The organism is Phenylobacterium kunshanense (genome assembly GCF_003254525.1).
GTDB lineage: Bacteria > Pseudomonadota > Alphaproteobacteria > Caulobacterales > Caulobacteraceae > Phenylobacterium > Phenylobacterium kunshanense.
Window position 1 is genome coordinate 236,781 of the sequence record NZ_QFYS01000004.1, and the last position, 16,486, is coordinate 253,266.

General features: G+C 69.2%; 16 protein-coding genes. 8 read left to right on the forward strand and 8 right to left on the reverse strand.

Features of this window, described 5'->3' with window-relative positions:
• The first annotated feature begins 30 nt into the window (after nucleotides 1–30).
• Nucleotides 31–2,619, forward strand: a complete 2,589-nt coding sequence (clpB, locus tag DJ019_RS11355) for an ATP-dependent chaperone ClpB (protein WP_111276146.1) — start codon at nucleotides 31–33, stop codon at nucleotides 2,617–2,619.
• An 83-nt stretch (nucleotides 2,620–2,702) separates the two neighbouring features.
• Nucleotides 2,703–3,479, forward strand: a complete 777-nt coding sequence (locus tag DJ019_RS11360) for a sulfite exporter TauE/SafE family protein (RefSeq protein ID WP_111276147.1) — start codon at nucleotides 2,703–2,705, stop codon at nucleotides 3,477–3,479.
• 4 nt (nucleotides 3,480–3,483) lie between these two features.
• Here DJ019_RS11360 and DJ019_RS11365 read toward each other — a convergent pair whose 3' ends face one another.
• Nucleotides 3,484–4,044, reverse strand: a complete 561-nt coding sequence (locus tag DJ019_RS11365; RefSeq protein WP_111276148.1) for a hypothetical protein — start codon at nucleotides 4,042–4,044, stop codon at nucleotides 3,484–3,486.
• Between the two features lie 119 nt (nucleotides 4,045–4,163).
• Between DJ019_RS11365 and DJ019_RS11370 the strand changes: the two genes are divergently transcribed.
• Nucleotides 4,164–4,340 carry a YegP family protein gene (locus tag DJ019_RS11370; protein ID WP_111276149.1) on the forward strand — a complete coding sequence of 59 codons (177 nt, stop codon included), beginning with the start codon at nucleotides 4,164–4,166 and terminating at the stop codon, nucleotides 4,338–4,340.
• Nucleotides 4,341–4,343: 3 nt separating this feature from the next.
• On the opposite strand, the gene arfB is transcribed toward DJ019_RS11370, so the two are convergent.
• Entirely contained in the window at nucleotides 4,344–4,769 is a 426-nt protein-coding gene (arfB, locus tag DJ019_RS11375) for an alternative ribosome rescue aminoacyl-tRNA hydrolase ArfB (protein WP_111276150.1), read from the reverse strand.
• A gap of 212 nt (nucleotides 4,770–4,981) precedes the next feature.
• On the opposite strand from arfB, the gene DJ019_RS11380 reads away from it, so the two are divergent.
• Both DJ019_RS11380 and ilvC read left to right on the forward strand, forming a co-directional pair.
• The gene (locus tag DJ019_RS11380; protein ID WP_240606447.1) at nucleotides 4,982–5,554 is read left to right on the forward strand and encodes a hypothetical protein; all 573 of its coding nucleotides are present in this window, start codon (nucleotides 4,982–4,984) and stop codon (nucleotides 5,552–5,554) included.
• A gap of 90 nt (nucleotides 5,555–5,644) precedes the next feature.
• Nucleotides 5,645–6,664, forward strand: a complete 1,020-nt coding sequence (gene ilvC / locus DJ019_RS11385; RefSeq protein ID WP_111276152.1) for a ketol-acid reductoisomerase — start codon at nucleotides 5,645–5,647, stop codon at nucleotides 6,662–6,664.
• Between the two features lie 262 nt (nucleotides 6,665–6,926).
• Here ilvC and DJ019_RS11390 read toward each other — a convergent pair whose 3' ends face one another.
• Nucleotides 6,927–8,558, reverse strand: coding sequence for an NAD(P)/FAD-dependent oxidoreductase (locus DJ019_RS11390; RefSeq protein WP_111276153.1), 1,632 nt, complete (start codon nucleotides 8,556–8,558; stop codon nucleotides 6,927–6,929).
• A 117-nt stretch (nucleotides 8,559–8,675) separates the two neighbouring features.
• Between DJ019_RS11390 and DJ019_RS11395 the strand changes: the two genes are divergently transcribed.
• Nucleotides 8,676–9,833 carry a mechanosensitive ion channel family protein gene (locus tag DJ019_RS11395; RefSeq protein ID WP_111276154.1) on the forward strand — a complete coding sequence of 386 codons (1,158 nt, stop codon included), beginning with the start codon at nucleotides 8,676–8,678 and terminating at the stop codon, nucleotides 9,831–9,833.
• An 18-nt stretch (nucleotides 9,834–9,851) separates the two neighbouring features.
• Here the strand turns inward: DJ019_RS11395 and DJ019_RS11400 are convergent, their stop codons facing one another.
• Both DJ019_RS11400 and rsgA read right to left on the reverse strand, forming a co-directional pair.
• Nucleotides 9,852–10,862 carry a hypothetical protein gene (locus tag DJ019_RS11400; RefSeq protein ID WP_133255290.1) on the reverse strand — a complete coding sequence of 337 codons (1,011 nt, stop codon included), beginning with the start codon at nucleotides 10,860–10,862 and terminating at the stop codon, nucleotides 9,852–9,854.
• Between the two features lie 78 nt (nucleotides 10,863–10,940).
• Nucleotides 10,941–12,017: a ribosome small subunit-dependent GTPase A gene (gene rsgA, locus DJ019_RS11405; RefSeq protein ID WP_111276156.1), complete on the reverse strand. Its 1,077-nt coding sequence runs from the start codon at nucleotides 12,015–12,017 to the stop codon at nucleotides 10,941–10,943.
• A 233-nt stretch (nucleotides 12,018–12,250) separates the two neighbouring features.
• Here rsgA and DJ019_RS11410 point away from each other — a divergent pair, with 233 nt between their 5' ends.
• Complete coding sequence (locus DJ019_RS11410) at nucleotides 12,251–12,559, forward strand: GNAT family N-acetyltransferase (RefSeq protein WP_111276157.1); 309 nt, start codon at nucleotides 12,251–12,253, stop codon at nucleotides 12,557–12,559.
• A gap of 87 nt (nucleotides 12,560–12,646) precedes the next feature.
• On the opposite strand, the gene DJ019_RS11415 is transcribed toward DJ019_RS11410, so the two are convergent.
• Entirely contained in the window at nucleotides 12,647–13,390 is a 744-nt protein-coding gene (locus tag DJ019_RS11415; protein WP_111276158.1) for a tRNA1(Val) (adenine(37)-N6)-methyltransferase, read from the reverse strand.
• A gap of 176 nt (nucleotides 13,391–13,566) precedes the next feature.
• Between DJ019_RS11415 and DJ019_RS11420 the strand changes: the two genes are divergently transcribed.
• Nucleotides 13,567–14,535 carry a polyprenyl synthetase family protein gene (locus tag DJ019_RS11420; protein ID WP_111276263.1) on the forward strand — a complete coding sequence of 323 codons (969 nt, stop codon included), beginning with the start codon at nucleotides 13,567–13,569 and terminating at the stop codon, nucleotides 14,533–14,535.
• An 84-nt stretch (nucleotides 14,536–14,619) separates the two neighbouring features.
• On the opposite strand, the gene DJ019_RS11425 is transcribed toward DJ019_RS11420, so the two are convergent.
• Both DJ019_RS11425 and fumC read right to left on the reverse strand, forming a co-directional pair.
• Nucleotides 14,620–15,048, reverse strand: coding sequence for a GNAT family N-acetyltransferase (locus DJ019_RS11425; RefSeq protein WP_111276159.1), 429 nt, complete (start codon nucleotides 15,046–15,048; stop codon nucleotides 14,620–14,622).
• Nucleotides 15,048–16,439: a class II fumarate hydratase gene (gene fumC / locus DJ019_RS11430; protein ID WP_111276160.1), complete on the reverse strand. Its 1,392-nt coding sequence runs from the start codon at nucleotides 16,437–16,439 to the stop codon at nucleotides 15,048–15,050. Before fumC ends, DJ019_RS11425 begins: the two co-directional genes overlap by 1 nt.
• Nucleotides 16,440–16,486 lie beyond the last annotated feature (47 nt).

Genomic DNA, 16,486 nt, shown 5'->3' on the forward strand with positions numbered 1-16,486 from the left:
GTCTGAGTTTCCGCCTGAGTGGGGACCTGAATGAACATCGACATCTATTCCGACCGCGCCAAGCAGGCGATCCAGTCGGCGCAGAGCCTGGCGCTCGCGCGGCGACATCAGCAGCTTGCGCCGGAGCACATCCTCAAAGTCCTGCTGGAGGAGCGCGACGGGCTGACGCGAACCCTGATCCAGAGCGCCGGTGGTCGGCCGGATGAAGTGGACAAGGCTGCCGAGGCCGCCCTGGGCAAGCTGCCCAAGGTGGAGGGCGGCTCTGGCCAGCTCTACATGAAGCCCGAAACGGCGCGCGTGTTCGCGGAGGCCGAACAGGGCGCCAAGGCGGCGGGCGACGCCTTCGTCACCACCGAGCGCCTACTGGTGGCCATCGCCAAGGAAGGCGGCGAGGCGGCCAATGTGCTGAAGGCCGCCGGCGTCACGGCCAAGGGCCTGGAGGACGCCGCGACCGCGGTCCGCAAGGGTCGCACGGCCGACTCCGCCTCGGCCGAGGAGGGTTATGACGCCCTGAAGCGCTATGCGCGCGACCTGACCCAGGCCGCGAAGGACGGCAAGCTCGACCCGGTCATCGGCCGGGACGAGGAGATCCGCCGCACGATCCAGGTGCTGTCGCGCCGGACCAAGAACAATCCTGTCCTCATCGGCGAGCCGGGCGTCGGCAAGACGGCCATCGTCGAAGGCCTCGCCCTGCGCATCATCAACGGTGACGTGCCCGAGGGGCTGAAGGACAAGAAGCTTCTGTCCCTCGACATGGGCTCCCTGATCGCCGGCGCGAAGTATCGCGGCGAGTTCGAGGAGCGGCTGAAGGCGGTGCTGAACGAGGTGACCGCGGCCGAGGGCTCGATCATCCTGTTCATCGACGAGATGCACACCCTGGTGGGCGCCGGGAAGAGCGACGGGGCGATGGACGCCTCGAACCTCCTCAAGCCGGCCCTGGCCCGCGGAGAGCTGCACTGCGTCGGCGCCACGACGCTCGATGAGTATCGCAAGCATGTGGAGAAGGACGCCGCGCTGGCCCGCCGCTTCCAGCCCGTGTTCGTGGAGGAGCCGACGGTGGAGGACACCGTCTCGATCCTGCGCGGCCTGAAGGAGAAGTACGAAGTCCACCACGGGGTGCGCATCTCGGACAGCGCCATCGTGGCCGCGGCGACGCTCTCGAACCGCTACATCACGGACCGCTTCCTGCCGGACAAGGCCATCGACCTGGTGGACGAGGCGGCCAGCCGCGTGCGGATGGCGGTGGACTCAAAGCCCGAGGAACTGGACGAGATCGACCGGCGGGTCGTGCAGCTGAAGATCGAGCGCGAGGCCCTGTCGAAGGAGACCGATGCGGCCTCCAAGGCACGTCTCGAGAAGCTTGAGGAAGAGCTGGACGACCTCGAAGGGCAGTCGGCCGAGATGACCGCCCGCTGGAAGGCGGAAAAGGAGAAGGTCAGCTCGGCGGCCCAAGCGCGCGAGGCGCTGGATCGTCTGCGCGCAGAGCTTTCCGCCGCCCAGCGGCGGGGCGACCTGCAACGGGCGTCGGAGATCGCCTATGGCGAGATCCCGCAGCTCGAGAAGCGGCTGGCCGAGGCTGAGGCCGCGGAGGGCCAGGCCGACGCCATGACCCCCGAGGTCGTGGACGCCGAGCAGATCGCCGCCGTGGTCAGCCGCTGGACCGGCGTGCCGGTCGAGAAGATGCTGGAGGGCGAGCGCGAGAAGCTGCTGCGCATGGAAGACAGCCTGCGCGGCCGCGTGGTGGGCCAGGAGGAGGCGCTGGTCGCCGTCTCCGACGCCGTGCGCCGGGCGCGCGCCGGGCTGCAGGACCCGAACCGGCCGATCGGCTCGTTCCTGTTCCTGGGCCCCACGGGCGTCGGCAAGACCGAACTCACCAAGGCGCTGGCCGAGTTCATGTTCTCGGACGAGCAGGCGATCACCCGCCTCGACATGAGCGAGTACATGGAGAAGCACTCGGTCAGCCGCATGATCGGCGCGCCTCCCGGCTACGTCGGCTACGACGAGGGCGGGGCGCTGACCGAGGCGGTGCGCCGGCGGCCTTACCAGGTGGTGCTGTTCGATGAGGTCGAGAAGGCTCACCCGGACGTCTTCAACGTGCTGCTGCAGGTGCTGGACGACGGTCGCCTGACCGATGGCCAGGGCCGGACGGTCGACTTCCGCAACACCCTGATCATCATGACCTCGAACATGGGCTCGCAGCACTTGGCCGCCCTTGATGACGGCGAGGATGTCGAGAAGGCCCGGCCGGCTGTCATGGAGGATGTCCGCAGGCATTTCCGCCCCGAGTTCCTGAACCGGATCGACGAGATCATCCTCTTCAAGCGGCTGGGCCGCTCGGAGATGGACGGCATCGTGAAGATCCAGCTCCAGCGGGTGGAGAAGCTGCTCGCCGACCGGCGCATGTCGCTGGCCCTCGACGACGCAGCGCTGCACTGGCTGGGCGAGCGCGGCTACGATCCGGTCTATGGCGCCCGGCCGCTGAAGCGGGTGATCCAGAAGGACCTGATCGATCCCATCGCCCGCAAGCTCCTTCAGGGCGACCTGGAAGACGGGACGGTCATCGACGTCCGGGTGGGCGAGGGTGGCGGCCTGGAGATCGGCCGCGCCCGCGTGCACTAGAATTTCTGGACAGCCTGTTAGCCTAAGCCTATCGACTAAGTAGGAATAAATGCAGAAGGTCCGCGCCTCGCGGAGCGGACCCGATGCACGACTTCCTGATCTTTGCCTTCGTGGGCTTCCTGGCCCAGATCGTGGATGGCGCCCTGGGCATGGCCTATGGCGTCATCTCGTCCACCGTCCTGCTGAGCTTCGGCGTGCCACCGGCGACAGCCTCCGCCACGGTCCATGCAGCCGAGGTGTTCACGACGGCCGCCTCGGCCGGCTCCCACGCGGTCAATCGCAACGTGAACTGGAAGCTGTTCGCGCCGCTTGCGCTGGGCGGCTGCATCGGCGGCGCGATCGGCGCCTTCGTGCTGACTTCCATCGATGGGGGCGTACTGAAGCCCTTCATCACCGGCTACCTCGCGCTCATGGGCGTGCTGATCATCTACCGCGCCTGGCGGGCCACCACGCCGCGGCCGTTCCCGGCCCGCTGGAGCGGTCCGCTGGGCGGCGTCGGCGGGTTCCTGGACGCGGTGGGCGGGGGCGGCTGGGGCCCCACGGTCAGCAGCGCGCTGGTCGGCTCGGGCGCCGAGCCCAGGGAGAGCATCGGCACGGCGAACGCCGCGGAATTCTTCGTCACCGCCACCATTTCGGCGGCCTTCCTGGCGGCGCTTCTGAGCGGCCACTGGAAGGAGGCGGAAGGCCTCGGCCAACACCTCTCGGCCGTGGGCGGCCTGATCCTGGGCGGGCTGCTGGCCGCCCCGCTGGCGGGCCTCGTCGTCCGCATCGCGCCGATCCGGACGCTGACCTTTGCGGTCGGCGGCCTCGTCCTGGCGCTGGCGGGATATCAGACCGCGCGGCTGGTCGGCTGGCTCTGACCGATCAGAGCGTCACGTTCACCAGCCGTCCGCCCCGCACCACGACACGGCGCATCAGGGCCACCGTCTCGCCCTTGCCGACGGCCGGACGGGCCACTGTGATGGCGTACCAGGCGCCGTCGGCCAGGCCGCCGAAGGCGAACTGGTCGGCGTCGTCGCACGTGGTGCGCTTCACGAACGGACCGGCGTCGCCGGGGGGCGCATTGGGCGTGCGGGCCCGGACCTCGTCGGCCGGCAGGGCGGCGCGTTCGGTGGAGCCGTAGAGGGCCGCCATACGCCGGGTCGACCAGCGCGTTTCCGGGGTTAGAACCACAGTGGCGCCGGCGCAGGTGAAGCGAACCGACCCCTGGCGATAGGTCACGCGGCCCGCGATCACGTTCTGCCCGGGGCGTTGCGACCAGGCGAAATCACTGGCCGAGAACTCCGCGCCGCCGACCATCGGCGGCGGCCGCGTCGGCGTCGGCCGGGGCGGGGGACCGCCGGGCGGGGGCGGGCCGAGGGAGGGCGTGCAGGCGGCCAGGCCGGCGGCAAGGCCAAGGCTGGCGATCAGGGGCGCTCGGAACATGGGGCCACCTTATAGGCGATTGCGGCCAAAGGTTGCCAGCGCCGTGGGCGCCTTGACCGTATGCGCCTGCGCAGGCCTATCCTGACGCCTCGGGGGTTCTGTTTCCAAGGAGGCGCCAGATGGCCCACAAGTTCGAGATCTACAAGGACAAGGCCGGCGAGTTCCGCGTCCGGTTCAAGTACAATAGCGAGACCATCTTCTCGACCGAGGGCTACGCTTCGAAGTCCGGCGCGAAGGACGCGATCGAGAGCATCAAGAAGTACGTGCCGGCGGCCGAGGTCACCGAGGTCGAGTAGGGCTCAGTCGTCCCCCCGCGGACGCCCCCGCATCGCCTTCACGCTCGATCGCTTCGACTTGCCCTCCAGCCGCTTCAGCTTCGAGGCGTAGGTAGGCCTGGTCTTCTTGCGCGGCGGGGGCGGGGGCTTGGCCGCCTCGCGGACCAGGTCCAGCAGCCGCTCGACGGCGGCCTGGCGGTTCATCTCCTGGCTCCGGTGCTCCTGGGCGACCAGCACCAGGACGCCGTCCATGGTCAGCCGGTTTCCGGACAACTTGTAGAGTCGCGCGCGCACCGGCTCGGGCAGGGACGGCGAGGCGCGCACGTCGAACCTGAGCTCGATCGCCGTCGAAACCTTGTTGACGTGCTGACCGCCAGGCCCCGAGGCGCGGACCGCCCGCACCTGGACCTCGTCGTCCGCGAGGGTGATGTGAGGCGTGACCTCGATCATGGACCGTCTTTGCCAAGCTTCGCGCGCCAAGGTAAGCATGTCGCATGCGCGCGCCCCTTTCGCAGCTCGTAAGCCTTACTCGGACCGCTCCCCGTGGGCCGGTGAGGGATGTTGCGCGCTAGTCTAGAGACGCAAGCACAGACCGCACACCAGCCCCGCCGGGATCCGGACGGGGCTTCTTTTTGGCCCGCTCTCCAGTGTCTATGAGGATCATGAACCGCTTCCTCCTCGCCGTCATCCTCCTGGGCTGCGCCGCGTTCCAGCGTGCGCCGGCCGACCCGTCGCCGTCGGACGCCTTCTTCGAGCGCCTGCGCGCGCTGTGCGGCCAGAGCTTCGAGGGGCGCCTCGCCTCGCCGCCCACGGCCGCCGACGCGGCCTTCGCGGGGCCGATCAGCGTCCGCGTGCAGGACTGCACCACCGACCAGGTCCGCATGCCGGTGGCGGTGGGCGCCGATCGCTCCCGCACCTGGGTCGTCACCCGCACCGGCCAGGGCCTGGTCCTGAAGCACGACCACCGCCACGCCGACGGGACCGAGGACGCGGTCAGCCAATATGGCGGGGCGACCGCCGGGCCCGGCACCGCCTCGCGCCAGGAGTTCCCGGCGGACGCCTTCTCGAAGGCGCTGTTCGAGCGCCAGAACCTCACCGCCTCGCTGACCAACGTCTGGGCCCTGGAGATCCAGCCCGGCGCCACCCTGGCCTACGAGCTCAATCGGCCGGGCCGGCATTTCCGGATCGCCTTCGACCTGACCCGGCCGGCGCCCCGCGACGGCGGGCTCCCTTGACCTCCTCGCAAAAAAACGCTTCACACCCCCGGCTTTGCTGCGCCGCCGTTGCGCGGATGCGGCAGGTTTCATTGTCCTAGGAGAACAAACATGCGCGTCTACTACGACCGCGACGCCGACATTTCCCGCATCCTGGACAAGAAGATCGCCATCGTAGGCTATGGCAGCCAGGGTCGCGCCCACGCGCTGAACCTGTTCGACTCCGGCGCGAAGAACGTGGCCGTGGCGCTGAAGCCCGGCTCGGCGACCGCCAAGAAGGTCGAGGCCGACGGCCTGAAGGTCATGAGCGTGGCCGAAGCCGCCAAGTGGGCGGACGTGCTGATGGTGCTGGCGCCCGACGAGCTGCAGCGCGGCATCTACACGAACGAGATCGAGCCCAACATCCGCGACGGCGCCGCCCTGCTGTTCGCCCACGGCCTGAACGTGCACTTCGGCCTCATCGAGCCGAAGGCCAGCGTCGACGTGCTGATGGTCGCGCCCAAGGGCCCGGGCCACACCGTGCGCGGCGAGTACCAGAAGGGCGGCGGCGTGCCGTGCCTGATCGCGGTGCACCAGAACGCCACGGGCAATGCCATGGACCTGGGCCTGGCCTACGCCTCCGCCATCGGCGGCGGTCGCTCGGGCATCATCGAGACCAACTTCCGCGAGGAATGCGAGACCGACCTGTTCGGCGAGCAGGCCGTGCTGTGCGGCGGCCTCGTGGAACTGATCCGCGCCGGCTTCGAGACGCTGGTCGAGGCGGGCTACGCCCCCGAGATGGCCTACTTCGAGTGCCTGCACGAGGTGAAGCTGATCGTGGACCTGATCTACGAAGGTGGCATCGCCAACATGAACTACTCGATCTCGAACACCGCCGAGTACGGCGAGTACGTCACCGGCCCGCGCATCGTCACGGCCGAGACGAAGGCCGAGATGAAGCGCGTGCTGGAGGACATCCAGTCGGGCCGTTTCGTCCGCGACTTCATGCAGGAGAACGCGGTCGGCGCGCCCAGCTTCAAGGCCACCCGCCGTCGCGGCGCCGAGCACCAGATCGAGGAAGTCGGCCAGCGCCTGCGCGCCATGATGCCCTGGATCACCAAGAACAAGCTGGTGGATACCGCCCGCAACTAGTTGCGGCGACATTCAGCGAGACAACGGCGCGGCCCGGGAGCAATCCCGGGCCGCTCTGTTTTTCGGGCTGACATCGTCTCGTCATCGACTCCGTGCAACCGGAAGCCTTGCTGATCGTTGCGGGATCGATCAGGAGGGCTCCATGCAGACGTTGCGGATCATGTTCCGGTTCCTGGGGCTGGGCCTTCTGGTGGGGCTCGACATCCTGCGGCCCACGCGGCCCGAGTATCGTCTCCCGGCCCGCTGGCTGGCGCGCTGACGGTCAGGCCGCGGCCGCTTCGCCCACGATCGCCCGGGCCACCGCCTCGGCGACCTTGATGCCGTCTACGCCGGCCGAAAGGATGCCACCCGCGTAGCCCGCGCCTTCGCCGGCCGGGAACAGGCCCCTCACGTTCAGGCTCTGGAGATCCGGCCCGCGCGTGATCCGGATGGGCGACGACGTCCGGGTCTCGACGCCCGTGAGTACGGCCTCCGGGTCGTCGTAGCGCGGGATCTTCCGGCCAAAGACGGGCAGGGCCTCGCGCATCGCCTCGATCACATAGTCCGGCATCACCGACGCCAGGTCTGTGGGACGGACGCCCGGCCGATAGCTGGGGATCACGCTGCCCAGGGCCGTCGAGGCCCTGCCCGCCAGGAAGTCGCCCACGAGCTGACCCGGGGCGTAGTAGTCGCCGCCGCCCGCCACGAAGGCGCGGCTCTCCAGGTCGCGCTGCAGGTCGATGCCCGCCAACGGATGGCCGCTGGGATAGTCGGCGGGCGTGATGCCGACGACGAAGCCGGAGTTGGCGTTCCGCTCGTTGCGCGAATACTGGCTCATGCCGTTCGTGACGACCCGGTTGGGCTCCGATGTCGCGGCGACCACCGTGCCGCCCGGACACATGCAGAAGCTGTAGACCGTCCGACCGTTCGAGCAGTGGTGGGAGAGGGAATAGGCGGCCGCGCCGAGGTCCGGATGGCCCGCGCACGGGCCGAACAGCGCCCGGTCGATCCAGGACTGCGGATGCTCGATCCGGAAGCCGATCGAGAACGGCTTGGCCTCGATGTGGACGCCCCGGTCGTGGAGGATCTGGAACGTGTCGCGCGACGAATGGCCGACGGCGAGGACGACCTGATCCGCCTCAAGGAACTCGCCGGTGTGCAGATGGACCCCGCGCACCCGCCGGGCTCCGTCGCTCGCCCGGTCCAGCTCGATGTCGGTGACACGGTGCTGGAAGCGGTACTCGCCTCCCAGAGCCTCGATCTTGGCGCGCAGGCTCTCCACCATCGTCACCAGCCGGAACGTGCCGATGTGGGGGTGCGCCTCGGTCAGGATTTCGGAAGGCGCGCCGGCCTGGACGAACTCGGTCAGCACCTTTCGCCCCAGGAACCGCGGGTCCTTGATCTGGCTGTAGAGCTTGCCGTCCGAGAAGGTGCCCGCCCCGCCCTCGCCGAACTGGACATTGGACTCCGAGTTCAGCTCGCTGCGGCGCCAGAGGCCCCAAGTGTCCTTGGTCCGCTCGCGGACGACCTTGCCGCGGTCGAGGATGATCGGACGGAAGCCCATCTCGGCCAGGATCAACCCGGCGAACAGGCCACACGGCCCGGCGCCTATGACCACCGGCCGCAGGGGCAGCGCGTCCGGCGCCTTGGCCACGGGCCTGTAGCTGGTGTCCGGCGTCGGACGCACGTGCGGATCGCCCGCCAGCCGCTTCAGGACCGCGCTCTCGTCCCGCACCTCGGCGTCGACGATGTAGACCTTGAGGATCGACGTCTTCTTCCGCGCATCGTGCGCCCGCTTCCAGACCGCCCAGTGCAGGAGATCGGACGGCCTCACGCCCAGGCGGGCGGCGATGGCCGCGGGCAGGTCTTCCGCCGCGTGGTCGAGGGGCAGCTTGAGTTCGGAGATCCGCAGCATCGCGCGCCTATGTAGCGTCTCGTTCGCCCCTGTGCATCGTGCGCAGTCCGCAAGGATGGAACCTTGGCCGCGGCAAATGGGCTATTCAGCCTCGTCCGAGCCGATTCAGGAGAAGGCATGTCCGCCGAGAAGGCCCCCGCCGTCGCGCTGCCGAAGGTGTCCGTATCGCCAGAGCAGGTGTGGCGCGATCTTCACGCCTGGGTCGTGGCTCATGGGACGGAGATCATCATCGCGCTTCTGGCGGGGCTGACCGTCTATGTGGTGCTGGGCGTGGCCCGCAGCCTCGTGGCGCGGCTGAAGGATCGTCCTGGCGACAGCCTAGGGTTTCGGGCGCTGATCGGCCGGGCGGGCAGCCGCACCACCCAGGCGTTCATGATCATGGCGTCGGCCAAGCTGGTGGCGGGCTATGCGAACCCGCCAGCGCCGGTGGCCCACACCATCGACTTCCTCTTCACGGTCGTGGCGGCGTTCCAGGCGGCGATCTGGATCCGGGAGGTCGTCCTCGGCCTGATCGAGCGACGCACTGGCGAGGACGGGCAGGGCGAGACCCTGGCCAACGCCATGAGCATCATCCGGCTGCTCGTCAGCGTCGCCCTGTTCGCGGTGGCGACGATCGTGGTGCTGGACAATGTCGGGGTGAATGTCGCCGGCCTGGTGGCCGGCCTTGGTATCGGCGGCATCGCCATCGGCCTGGCGGCGCAGGGCATCTTCTCGGACCTGTTCGCGGCGCTGTCGATCATCTTCGACAAGCCGTTCCGGATGGGGGAGACGATCCACTACGACACCACGACGGCGACCGTTGAGAAGATCGGGCTGAAGAGCACCCGCCTGCGGGCGATCACCGGCGAGAAGAAGGTGATCTCCAACGCCAACCTTCTGCAGAAGGAGATCAGCAGCTACCAGACCCTCACCCACCGGCGGCTCAAGTTCGCGATCGGCGTGATCTACCAGACCGACCCGGACCTGGCGGCGCGCATCCCCGAGATCCTTCGCGGCATCGTGGAGGCCGAGGGCGGAACCTTCGTTCGGTCGGGCTTCGTGGCGTTCGGCCCCAGTTCGCTCGATTTCGAGGTGGAGTTCGACGTCTTCGACCCGGAGTGGGACGAGATCTACATGGTGCGGCACAGGATCGGCCTGGCGATCCTGAAAAGCTTTGCGCGGGAAGGGCTGGAGTTCGCCTATCCGACCCAGACCACCTTCACCGCGGCTCCGGACGGCCGGATGATCATGCCGTACGCCACGGACGTGCATCATCGGCGCGACGACGCTCGCTGAGCCCGCGCCCCGAGCCGTTCATCCGACCTCCGGGATGACGACGACGCCGGCCAGCAGCCTGTTGATGGCCCGGCCGGCGGCCAGGGCCCTGTTGTACGTGGCGGCGCACGCCGCGCGCCCCTCCGTCCGGTAGGCGCGACAGCTCGCCAAGGCCGCCGCCCGGCCGGCGCTGGGACTCTCCGCCAAGACGGCCGGCCCGTCGCGGACCGCCGCCGAGAGACCCGCGAAGAGGCCTGGCGGCAAGGGCGGGGCGGACAGCGCGTCCTCGGCCGGGGTGAAGGTCTTGGAAAGGGTGAGGCCCAGCATGTAGCGGTTGAACGCCCCGAGGCGCAGCCGCCCCGTCGGCAGCACCTCGATGAGGGGCAGGTAGGGCGAGAGCTCGGGGACCAGATGGTTCGGAAGGGTTCGCGTGCGCCAATAGCGCCCCGCGATCCGGGCATAGTGGGCATAGTCGGCGATGGGGCGGAATCCCGCCTGGTCGAACGGCAGGATCTCCACCGGCGGCTTGGTGACGACCACGGTGTCGTTCGAGACGTCCACGTAGAGCGTGCCGACGATCAGCGCGTTCTGGAAGTACTGGTCCCGCAGATCGCCCCATGCGCGTCTCATCTGGCCGCCGGCGGCGAGGAACGCCCTGAGTGCGGCGAGACCTTCCGCGGCCCGCGCGGAGACCTCCGAGGCCTCCACGTTCAAGAGGCGCGCGTGGACGGCCTCGGTGATCTGCAGGCATTGGCCCAGAGGATAGGGCTTGCCGGCGAACGTCGGGTCGCGGTCGCGCAACGCCGGGTCGAGCCCGGCGCGGAGCTCCAGCATCAGGGTCTCGATGACGGCGAGCGCGGGGGCCAGGAACTGGTCGGTGAGCGCCTGCTGACGGGCGCGGTCGCGCGGTTCAGGAGTCTCGGAGAGAAGCTCGACGATGTAGTCTTCCATCGTCGCCGCAACCACGACCCGTGCGCCGGCGCTTTCGCGGGGCTGGGACGGCGGCGATCGGGCCGAGACGTGCGAGGGCGATTCCCGAACTGTGGACATCGCGCCTCTGTAGTCGCTCGCGACGCTGTCCGCACGTCGCCCGACGGCGGACAGTTTGACGCGTGCGCCCAAGGCCGGTCAGTCGTCCGGCCCCTTCCGCTTCTGCTTGATCCAGGCCCGCGCCGTCTTGTGGCGCGACGCCCACAGCTTGCGGTTTTCCCGCTCGGCCCGCGCGTCGCCCCGGCGGTGTTCGAAGGCGAGTTCGGCCTGAAGCTTCCGGTACGCGGCCAGACGCTCGGTCGAGAGCTCCCCGGTGGCGATGGCCGCGCGGATCGCGCATCCGGGCTCGCCCTCATGGCTGCAGTCGCTGAACCGACACTCACCGGCCAGCGCCTCCACGTCTTCGAAGGCCGTGGCGACACCCGCTTCGGCGTCCCAGAGTCCGAGCTCGCGCATCCCTGGCGTGTCCAGGATGAGCCCTCCGGAGGGGAGCAGGACGAGCTCCCGGTGGGTCGTCGTGTGTCGGCCCCGCGCGTCGTCCTCTCGGATCTCGCCTGTGGCCATCCGTTCCGTTCCGGCCAGCGCGTTCAGCAGAGTGGACTTCCCCGCCCCTGAGGAGCCGAGCAGCACGCCCGTGCGCCCCGGAGGCAGGTGCGCCGCGACGGCGTCCAGGCCTCGCCCCGTACGTGCGGAGATCGCCAGCACCGGCGCGCCGAAGGCGATGGCTTCCACCTGCTCGACCGCCGCGTCGATGTCGTCGACGAGGTCCGCCTTGGTGAGCACGATGAGGGGGTCGGCCCCGCTTTCGTACGCCGTGGCGAGATAGCGCTCGAGCCGCCGCAGGTTCAGATCGGCATTCATCGAGGTGACCAGGAACGCCACGTCGGCGTTCGCCGCGACGACCTGGGCGCCGCCGACGCGGCCGGACGCCTTGCGGATGAAGGCCGTCCGGCGCGGCAGCACATGCCGGACGAGGGCGGTCGTTTCGCCCGGGCGAGGTTCGAAAGCGACCCAGTCACCCGCGGCGGGGCGGTCTTCGTCGCGGGCGGCCTTCATCAAGCTGCCGGACGCGCGGGCCTCGATCTCGCCTTCCTCGGTGACGAGGCGGTAGCCGCCGCGCTGCTGGACGACGATCCGCCCAGGGGCGAGGCCCTGGGCTGCATAGGGAGCAAAAGCCTGCCGGAGCTCGTCGCTCCAGCCATAGGAAGTCAGCAATTGAATTGTCCTTGAGGTCGGGAGCCGATCAGGCGTCGGCCGCCGAAATCCCCGAAGGACCCGAAGCCCCGGAGACTCTCGCGCTTCAGGCGCAGAGGACGGCGACGCAGCGAGGGGCTGCGCGGACAATGGGCGACATGTCACAACCTCCCTTGCTGGCGGGTTCCAAGGACGGGCGGACCTTGGCGGCGGGCGGGCGCTGCGTCAAGGATGCGGCGGAATTGGAGAGTGCGATGGCCGACGTCCAGGTGGCGAACAACACGATCGAGCATCGCTTCGAGGTGGCCCTCGACGGCCAGGTCGCGTTCGCGGAGTACCAGCTTGTCGACCAGGGCATCATCCTGCCTCACACCGTGGTTCCCGAAGCCTTCGAGGGCAAGGGCGTCGGTAGCGCGCTGGCGAAGGCGGCCCTTGGCTATGCCCGCGAGCACCAGCTCAAGGTGATCCCCCTCTGTCCATTCATTGCGGGCTACATCCGCAAGCACCCGGAATGGAACGATATCGTGCACGAGACCTACAAGACCAAGCTGGGTATCGGCTGAGAGGCCGCCGCCGCTAGGCGCCCGTCATCGACGATCAGGCGTCGCTGCCGTTGCGCCCAGACGCCTCCCCCGGCGTCGCTGTGCACCCTATGCGTGCCAGTCCAGGCTGGCCTTGCCCCGCAGGATCGCCTCCACCTCCGGCCTGTGTTTGGGGCCTTCGCGATCGTGCAGAACCAGGGGCGGAAGCAGCTGCAATGGCGCCTTGCCGGTTTTCACCGCGCGCAGCAGGACCCGCTTGGCGGGGGCGTCCGCGAAGGGGTGGATCGGGCGGATCTGGAAGGATCCGGCCTTGGGCGCCAGGAGACCGAGGAGATCGGCCAGGCGATCGGCGCGGTGGATGATCGTGATCGTCCCGCCTTCGCGTACAGCCTTCAGGAGGAATTCGGTCCAGCCGAGCAGGCCCTCGTCGGCGATCCAGGCCGCCGCCTTCTCGGGGGCAGGGGCGCGAAGAGCCGCCGGATTGTCGAAGAACGGCGGATTGGCCAGCGCCGCGTCGAAGGGGGGAAGGCCGAGAACCGAGAAGCGCTGCCCCACGTCTCCGGCCAGGGCCTCCACCCGTCCGGCCAGGTCGTTCGATCCGATGTTCGCCTGCGCCAAGGCCAAGGCCCGCGGATCGCGTTCCACGCCGGTGAAGTGGGCCCCCGGGCGTCGAACCGCGGCCGCCAGCAAAGCCGCCCCGGGGCCGCATCCGGCCTCTATGACGCGCTGGCCTGGGGTGGCGTCGCAGGCGGCCGCCAGGAGGGCCGCGTCCATTCCCGCCCGATAGCCGCGGGCGGGCTGGCGCAGCCGCACGGCGCCGTCCAGCAGGCGATCTTCGGTCACGGCATCCATCGGGGCGCGCCTTGGTGTAGAAGGGGGCGAAAGCGGCTATTGCGTCGTCGCTTGACCGTGCCCTATCGCGTCACCATTGTCCCGGCAAACGGCGGCTGGTGGGGCCCGGACGCTACAGGTTGATATAGGAACTGTCCGTCTTGGAAGCCGCCCAGGCCGTCGCCGCGCCACCCTCGCTGGACACGCTGCTGAAGCTTGCTGCGCCCGACATGCGCGCGGTTGACGCGCTGATACGCGAGCACATGGACAGTCCCGTCCCGGTGATCCCGGCCCTGGCCGATCACCTGATCGCGGGCTCGGCCAAGCGTCTGCGCCCGCTGCTGACCATCGCGGCCGCGCGTCTCGCCGGCGCCCGGGACGACGCCTGCCTCAAGCTCGCCGCGGCCGTCGAGTTCATCCATACCGCGACGCTGCTTCACGACGACGTAGTGGACTCCTCGGAACTGCGCCGGGGGCGGGTGGCCGCGCACCTGATCTGGGGCGCTCCGGCCAGCGTCCTGGTGGGCGATTTCCTGTTTGCCCGGGCCTTCGAGCTGATGGTCGACGCGGGCTCCATGCCGGCGCTTGAGGTGCTGGCCCGCGCGAGCCGCGTGATCTCCGAGGGCGAGGTGCTGCAGCTCACCCGGAGCCACGACCTGGACCTCAGCCAGGACGTCTACATCGAGATCATCAAGGCCAAGACCGCCGAGCTGTTCGCCGCCGCCGCCGAAGCCGGCGCCATCTCCGCCGGCGCCTCGCCCGAGCGTTGCCGCGCGCTGCGCAGGTTCGGACAGGACCTGGGCCTCGCGTTCCAGCTCGTGGACGACGCACTGGACTACTCCGGCGATGCCGGGACCCTGGGCAAGAACCCGGGCGACGACTTCCGCGAAGGCAAGGTCACCCTGCCGCTGCTGCTGGCTATGGGCCGCACCGGCGCAGCCGAACGCGACTTCTGGGTTCGCACCGTCGACCGTCGGGAACAGACGGACGCCGACCTCGAACGGGCCATCGTGCTGATGACCGAGACCCGCGCCCTTGAGGACACCCTGAACCTGGCGTCGCGGTACGCCGACAGCGCGAAGGCCGCCATCGCGGACTTCGCGTCCAACAGCTGGCGGCCGGCGTTGCAGGATCTGGCCGATTTCGCCGTGGCCCGGCGCGCATAGAGGGCGCTGGCCGCCGTGTGGCTTCTGACTGGGTCGACAGGTCCAGGTTAGGCGGAACTGGCGGAGCGCGCTCCCCGACCACCGTCAGCCGGCGAAGAACTGGTGGCTCCAACGGCGCCCTTCGACGCGCTCGAACCCTAGGACTTCCCAGAACCGCGCGGCGTCCGGGTTGCCCGCATGGACGGTCACGAGGCGAGTAAGGGTCAAGGCCTCGGACAGGAGCGCGTTGGCGATCGTACGGGCGACGCCGCATCGGCGGGCGCGCTGTCTCACATAGAGCCGGCGCATGCGCCAGGCCTCGCCGGGACGCGCCTCGGGTTCCGGCGTCAGGCCGCCGATGCCGACGAGTACGCCGTCGTCGAACGCAGCAAGCAGAGCGGTGAACATCCCCGGAGTCTCGGCCAGCTCGGTCGCGAGGCGGCTCAAGTGGCGATGCCCCTCGGCGTCGGCCTCGGCGCGCAAGGCGCCGAAGCCTTCTGGCAGGTCGTCCGTTATTCGGACGAGCTGGACCATCAGCCCGGGCTGATCATCTTCTCCGGGCGCACCCACTCGTCGAACTCCTCGTTCGTGAGGTACCCACCGCCGACGGCCTCCTCGCGCAGGGTGGTGCCGTTCTTGTGGGCCGCCTTGGCGATCTTGGCGCAGTTGTCGTAGCCGAGCTTGCCGTTGAGGGCCGTGACCAGCATCAGCGAGCGCTCGAGGTTGGCCTTGATGTTGTCCTCGCGGGCCTCGGTCCCGACCACCATGTTGTCGGTGAACGAGATCGCGGCGTCGGAGAGCAGCCGGCACGACTGCAGGAAGTTGTAGGCCATCACCGGGTTGAAGACGTTCAGCTCGAAATGGCCCTGGCTGCCGGCGAAGGCCATGGCGGTCTGGTTGCCCATGATGTGGGCGCAGACCATGGTCAGGGCCTCGGCCTGGGTGGGGTTCACCTTGCCGGGCATGATCGACGAGCCGGGCTCGTTTTCGGGCAGGGCCAGTTCGCCCAGGCCGGCGCGCGGGCCGGAACCCAGGAAGCGCAAGTCGTTGGCGATCTTGAACAGGGAGCCCGCCGCGGCGGTCAGGGCGCCGTGGCTGAACACCATGGCGTCATGGGCGGCCAGGGCCTCGAACTTGTTGGGGGCGGTGACGAAGGGCAGGCCGGTGATGGCCGCGATCTTCTCAGCGACCTTCTCGGCGAACCCGATCGGCGCGTTGAGGCCGGTGCCGACGGCGGTGCCGCCTTGGGCCAACTCGTAGAGCCCGTAGAGGGTCTCCTTCACGCGGCGGACCGACATCTTCACCTGGTGGGCGTAGCCGCCGAATTCCTGGCCGAGCGTAAGCGGGGTGGCGTCCTGGGTGTGGGTGCGGCCGATCTTGATGATGTGGTCGAACGCGGCCGCCTTGGCCTTGAGGGCGGCGTGCAGGTGCTCCAGCGCCGGCATCACCGAGCGCGCGACCTCTTCCGCCGAGGCGATGTGCATCGCCGTCGGATAGGTGTCGTTCGACGACTGGCTCATGTTGACGTGGTCGTTCGGATGGACCGGCTTCTTGGAGCCCATGGTCCCGCCCATCATCTCGATCGCGCGGTTCGAGATGACCTCGTTGGCGTTCATGTTCGACTGGGTGCCCGAGCCGGTCTGCCAGACCACCAGCGGGAAGTGGTCGTCCAGCTTGCCGTCGATCACCTCCTGGGCGGCGGCGATGACGTATTTCGCGATTTCGGGATCGAGCTTGCCGAGCTCCATGTTGGCTTCGGCGGCGGCGCGCTTGACGATGCCCAGCGCCCGGATGACCGGCTTCGGCTGCTTTTCCCAGCCGATCTTGAAGTTCCCCAGCGAGCGCTGCGTCTGCGCGCCCCAGTACCGGTCGGCGGCGACCTCGATCGGGCCGAAGGTGTCGGTTTCGGTGCGGGTCGCGCTCATCGGTATCCCTCTGGTTCAGCGGGCGTACCGTTTACCTCCGCCGCGCG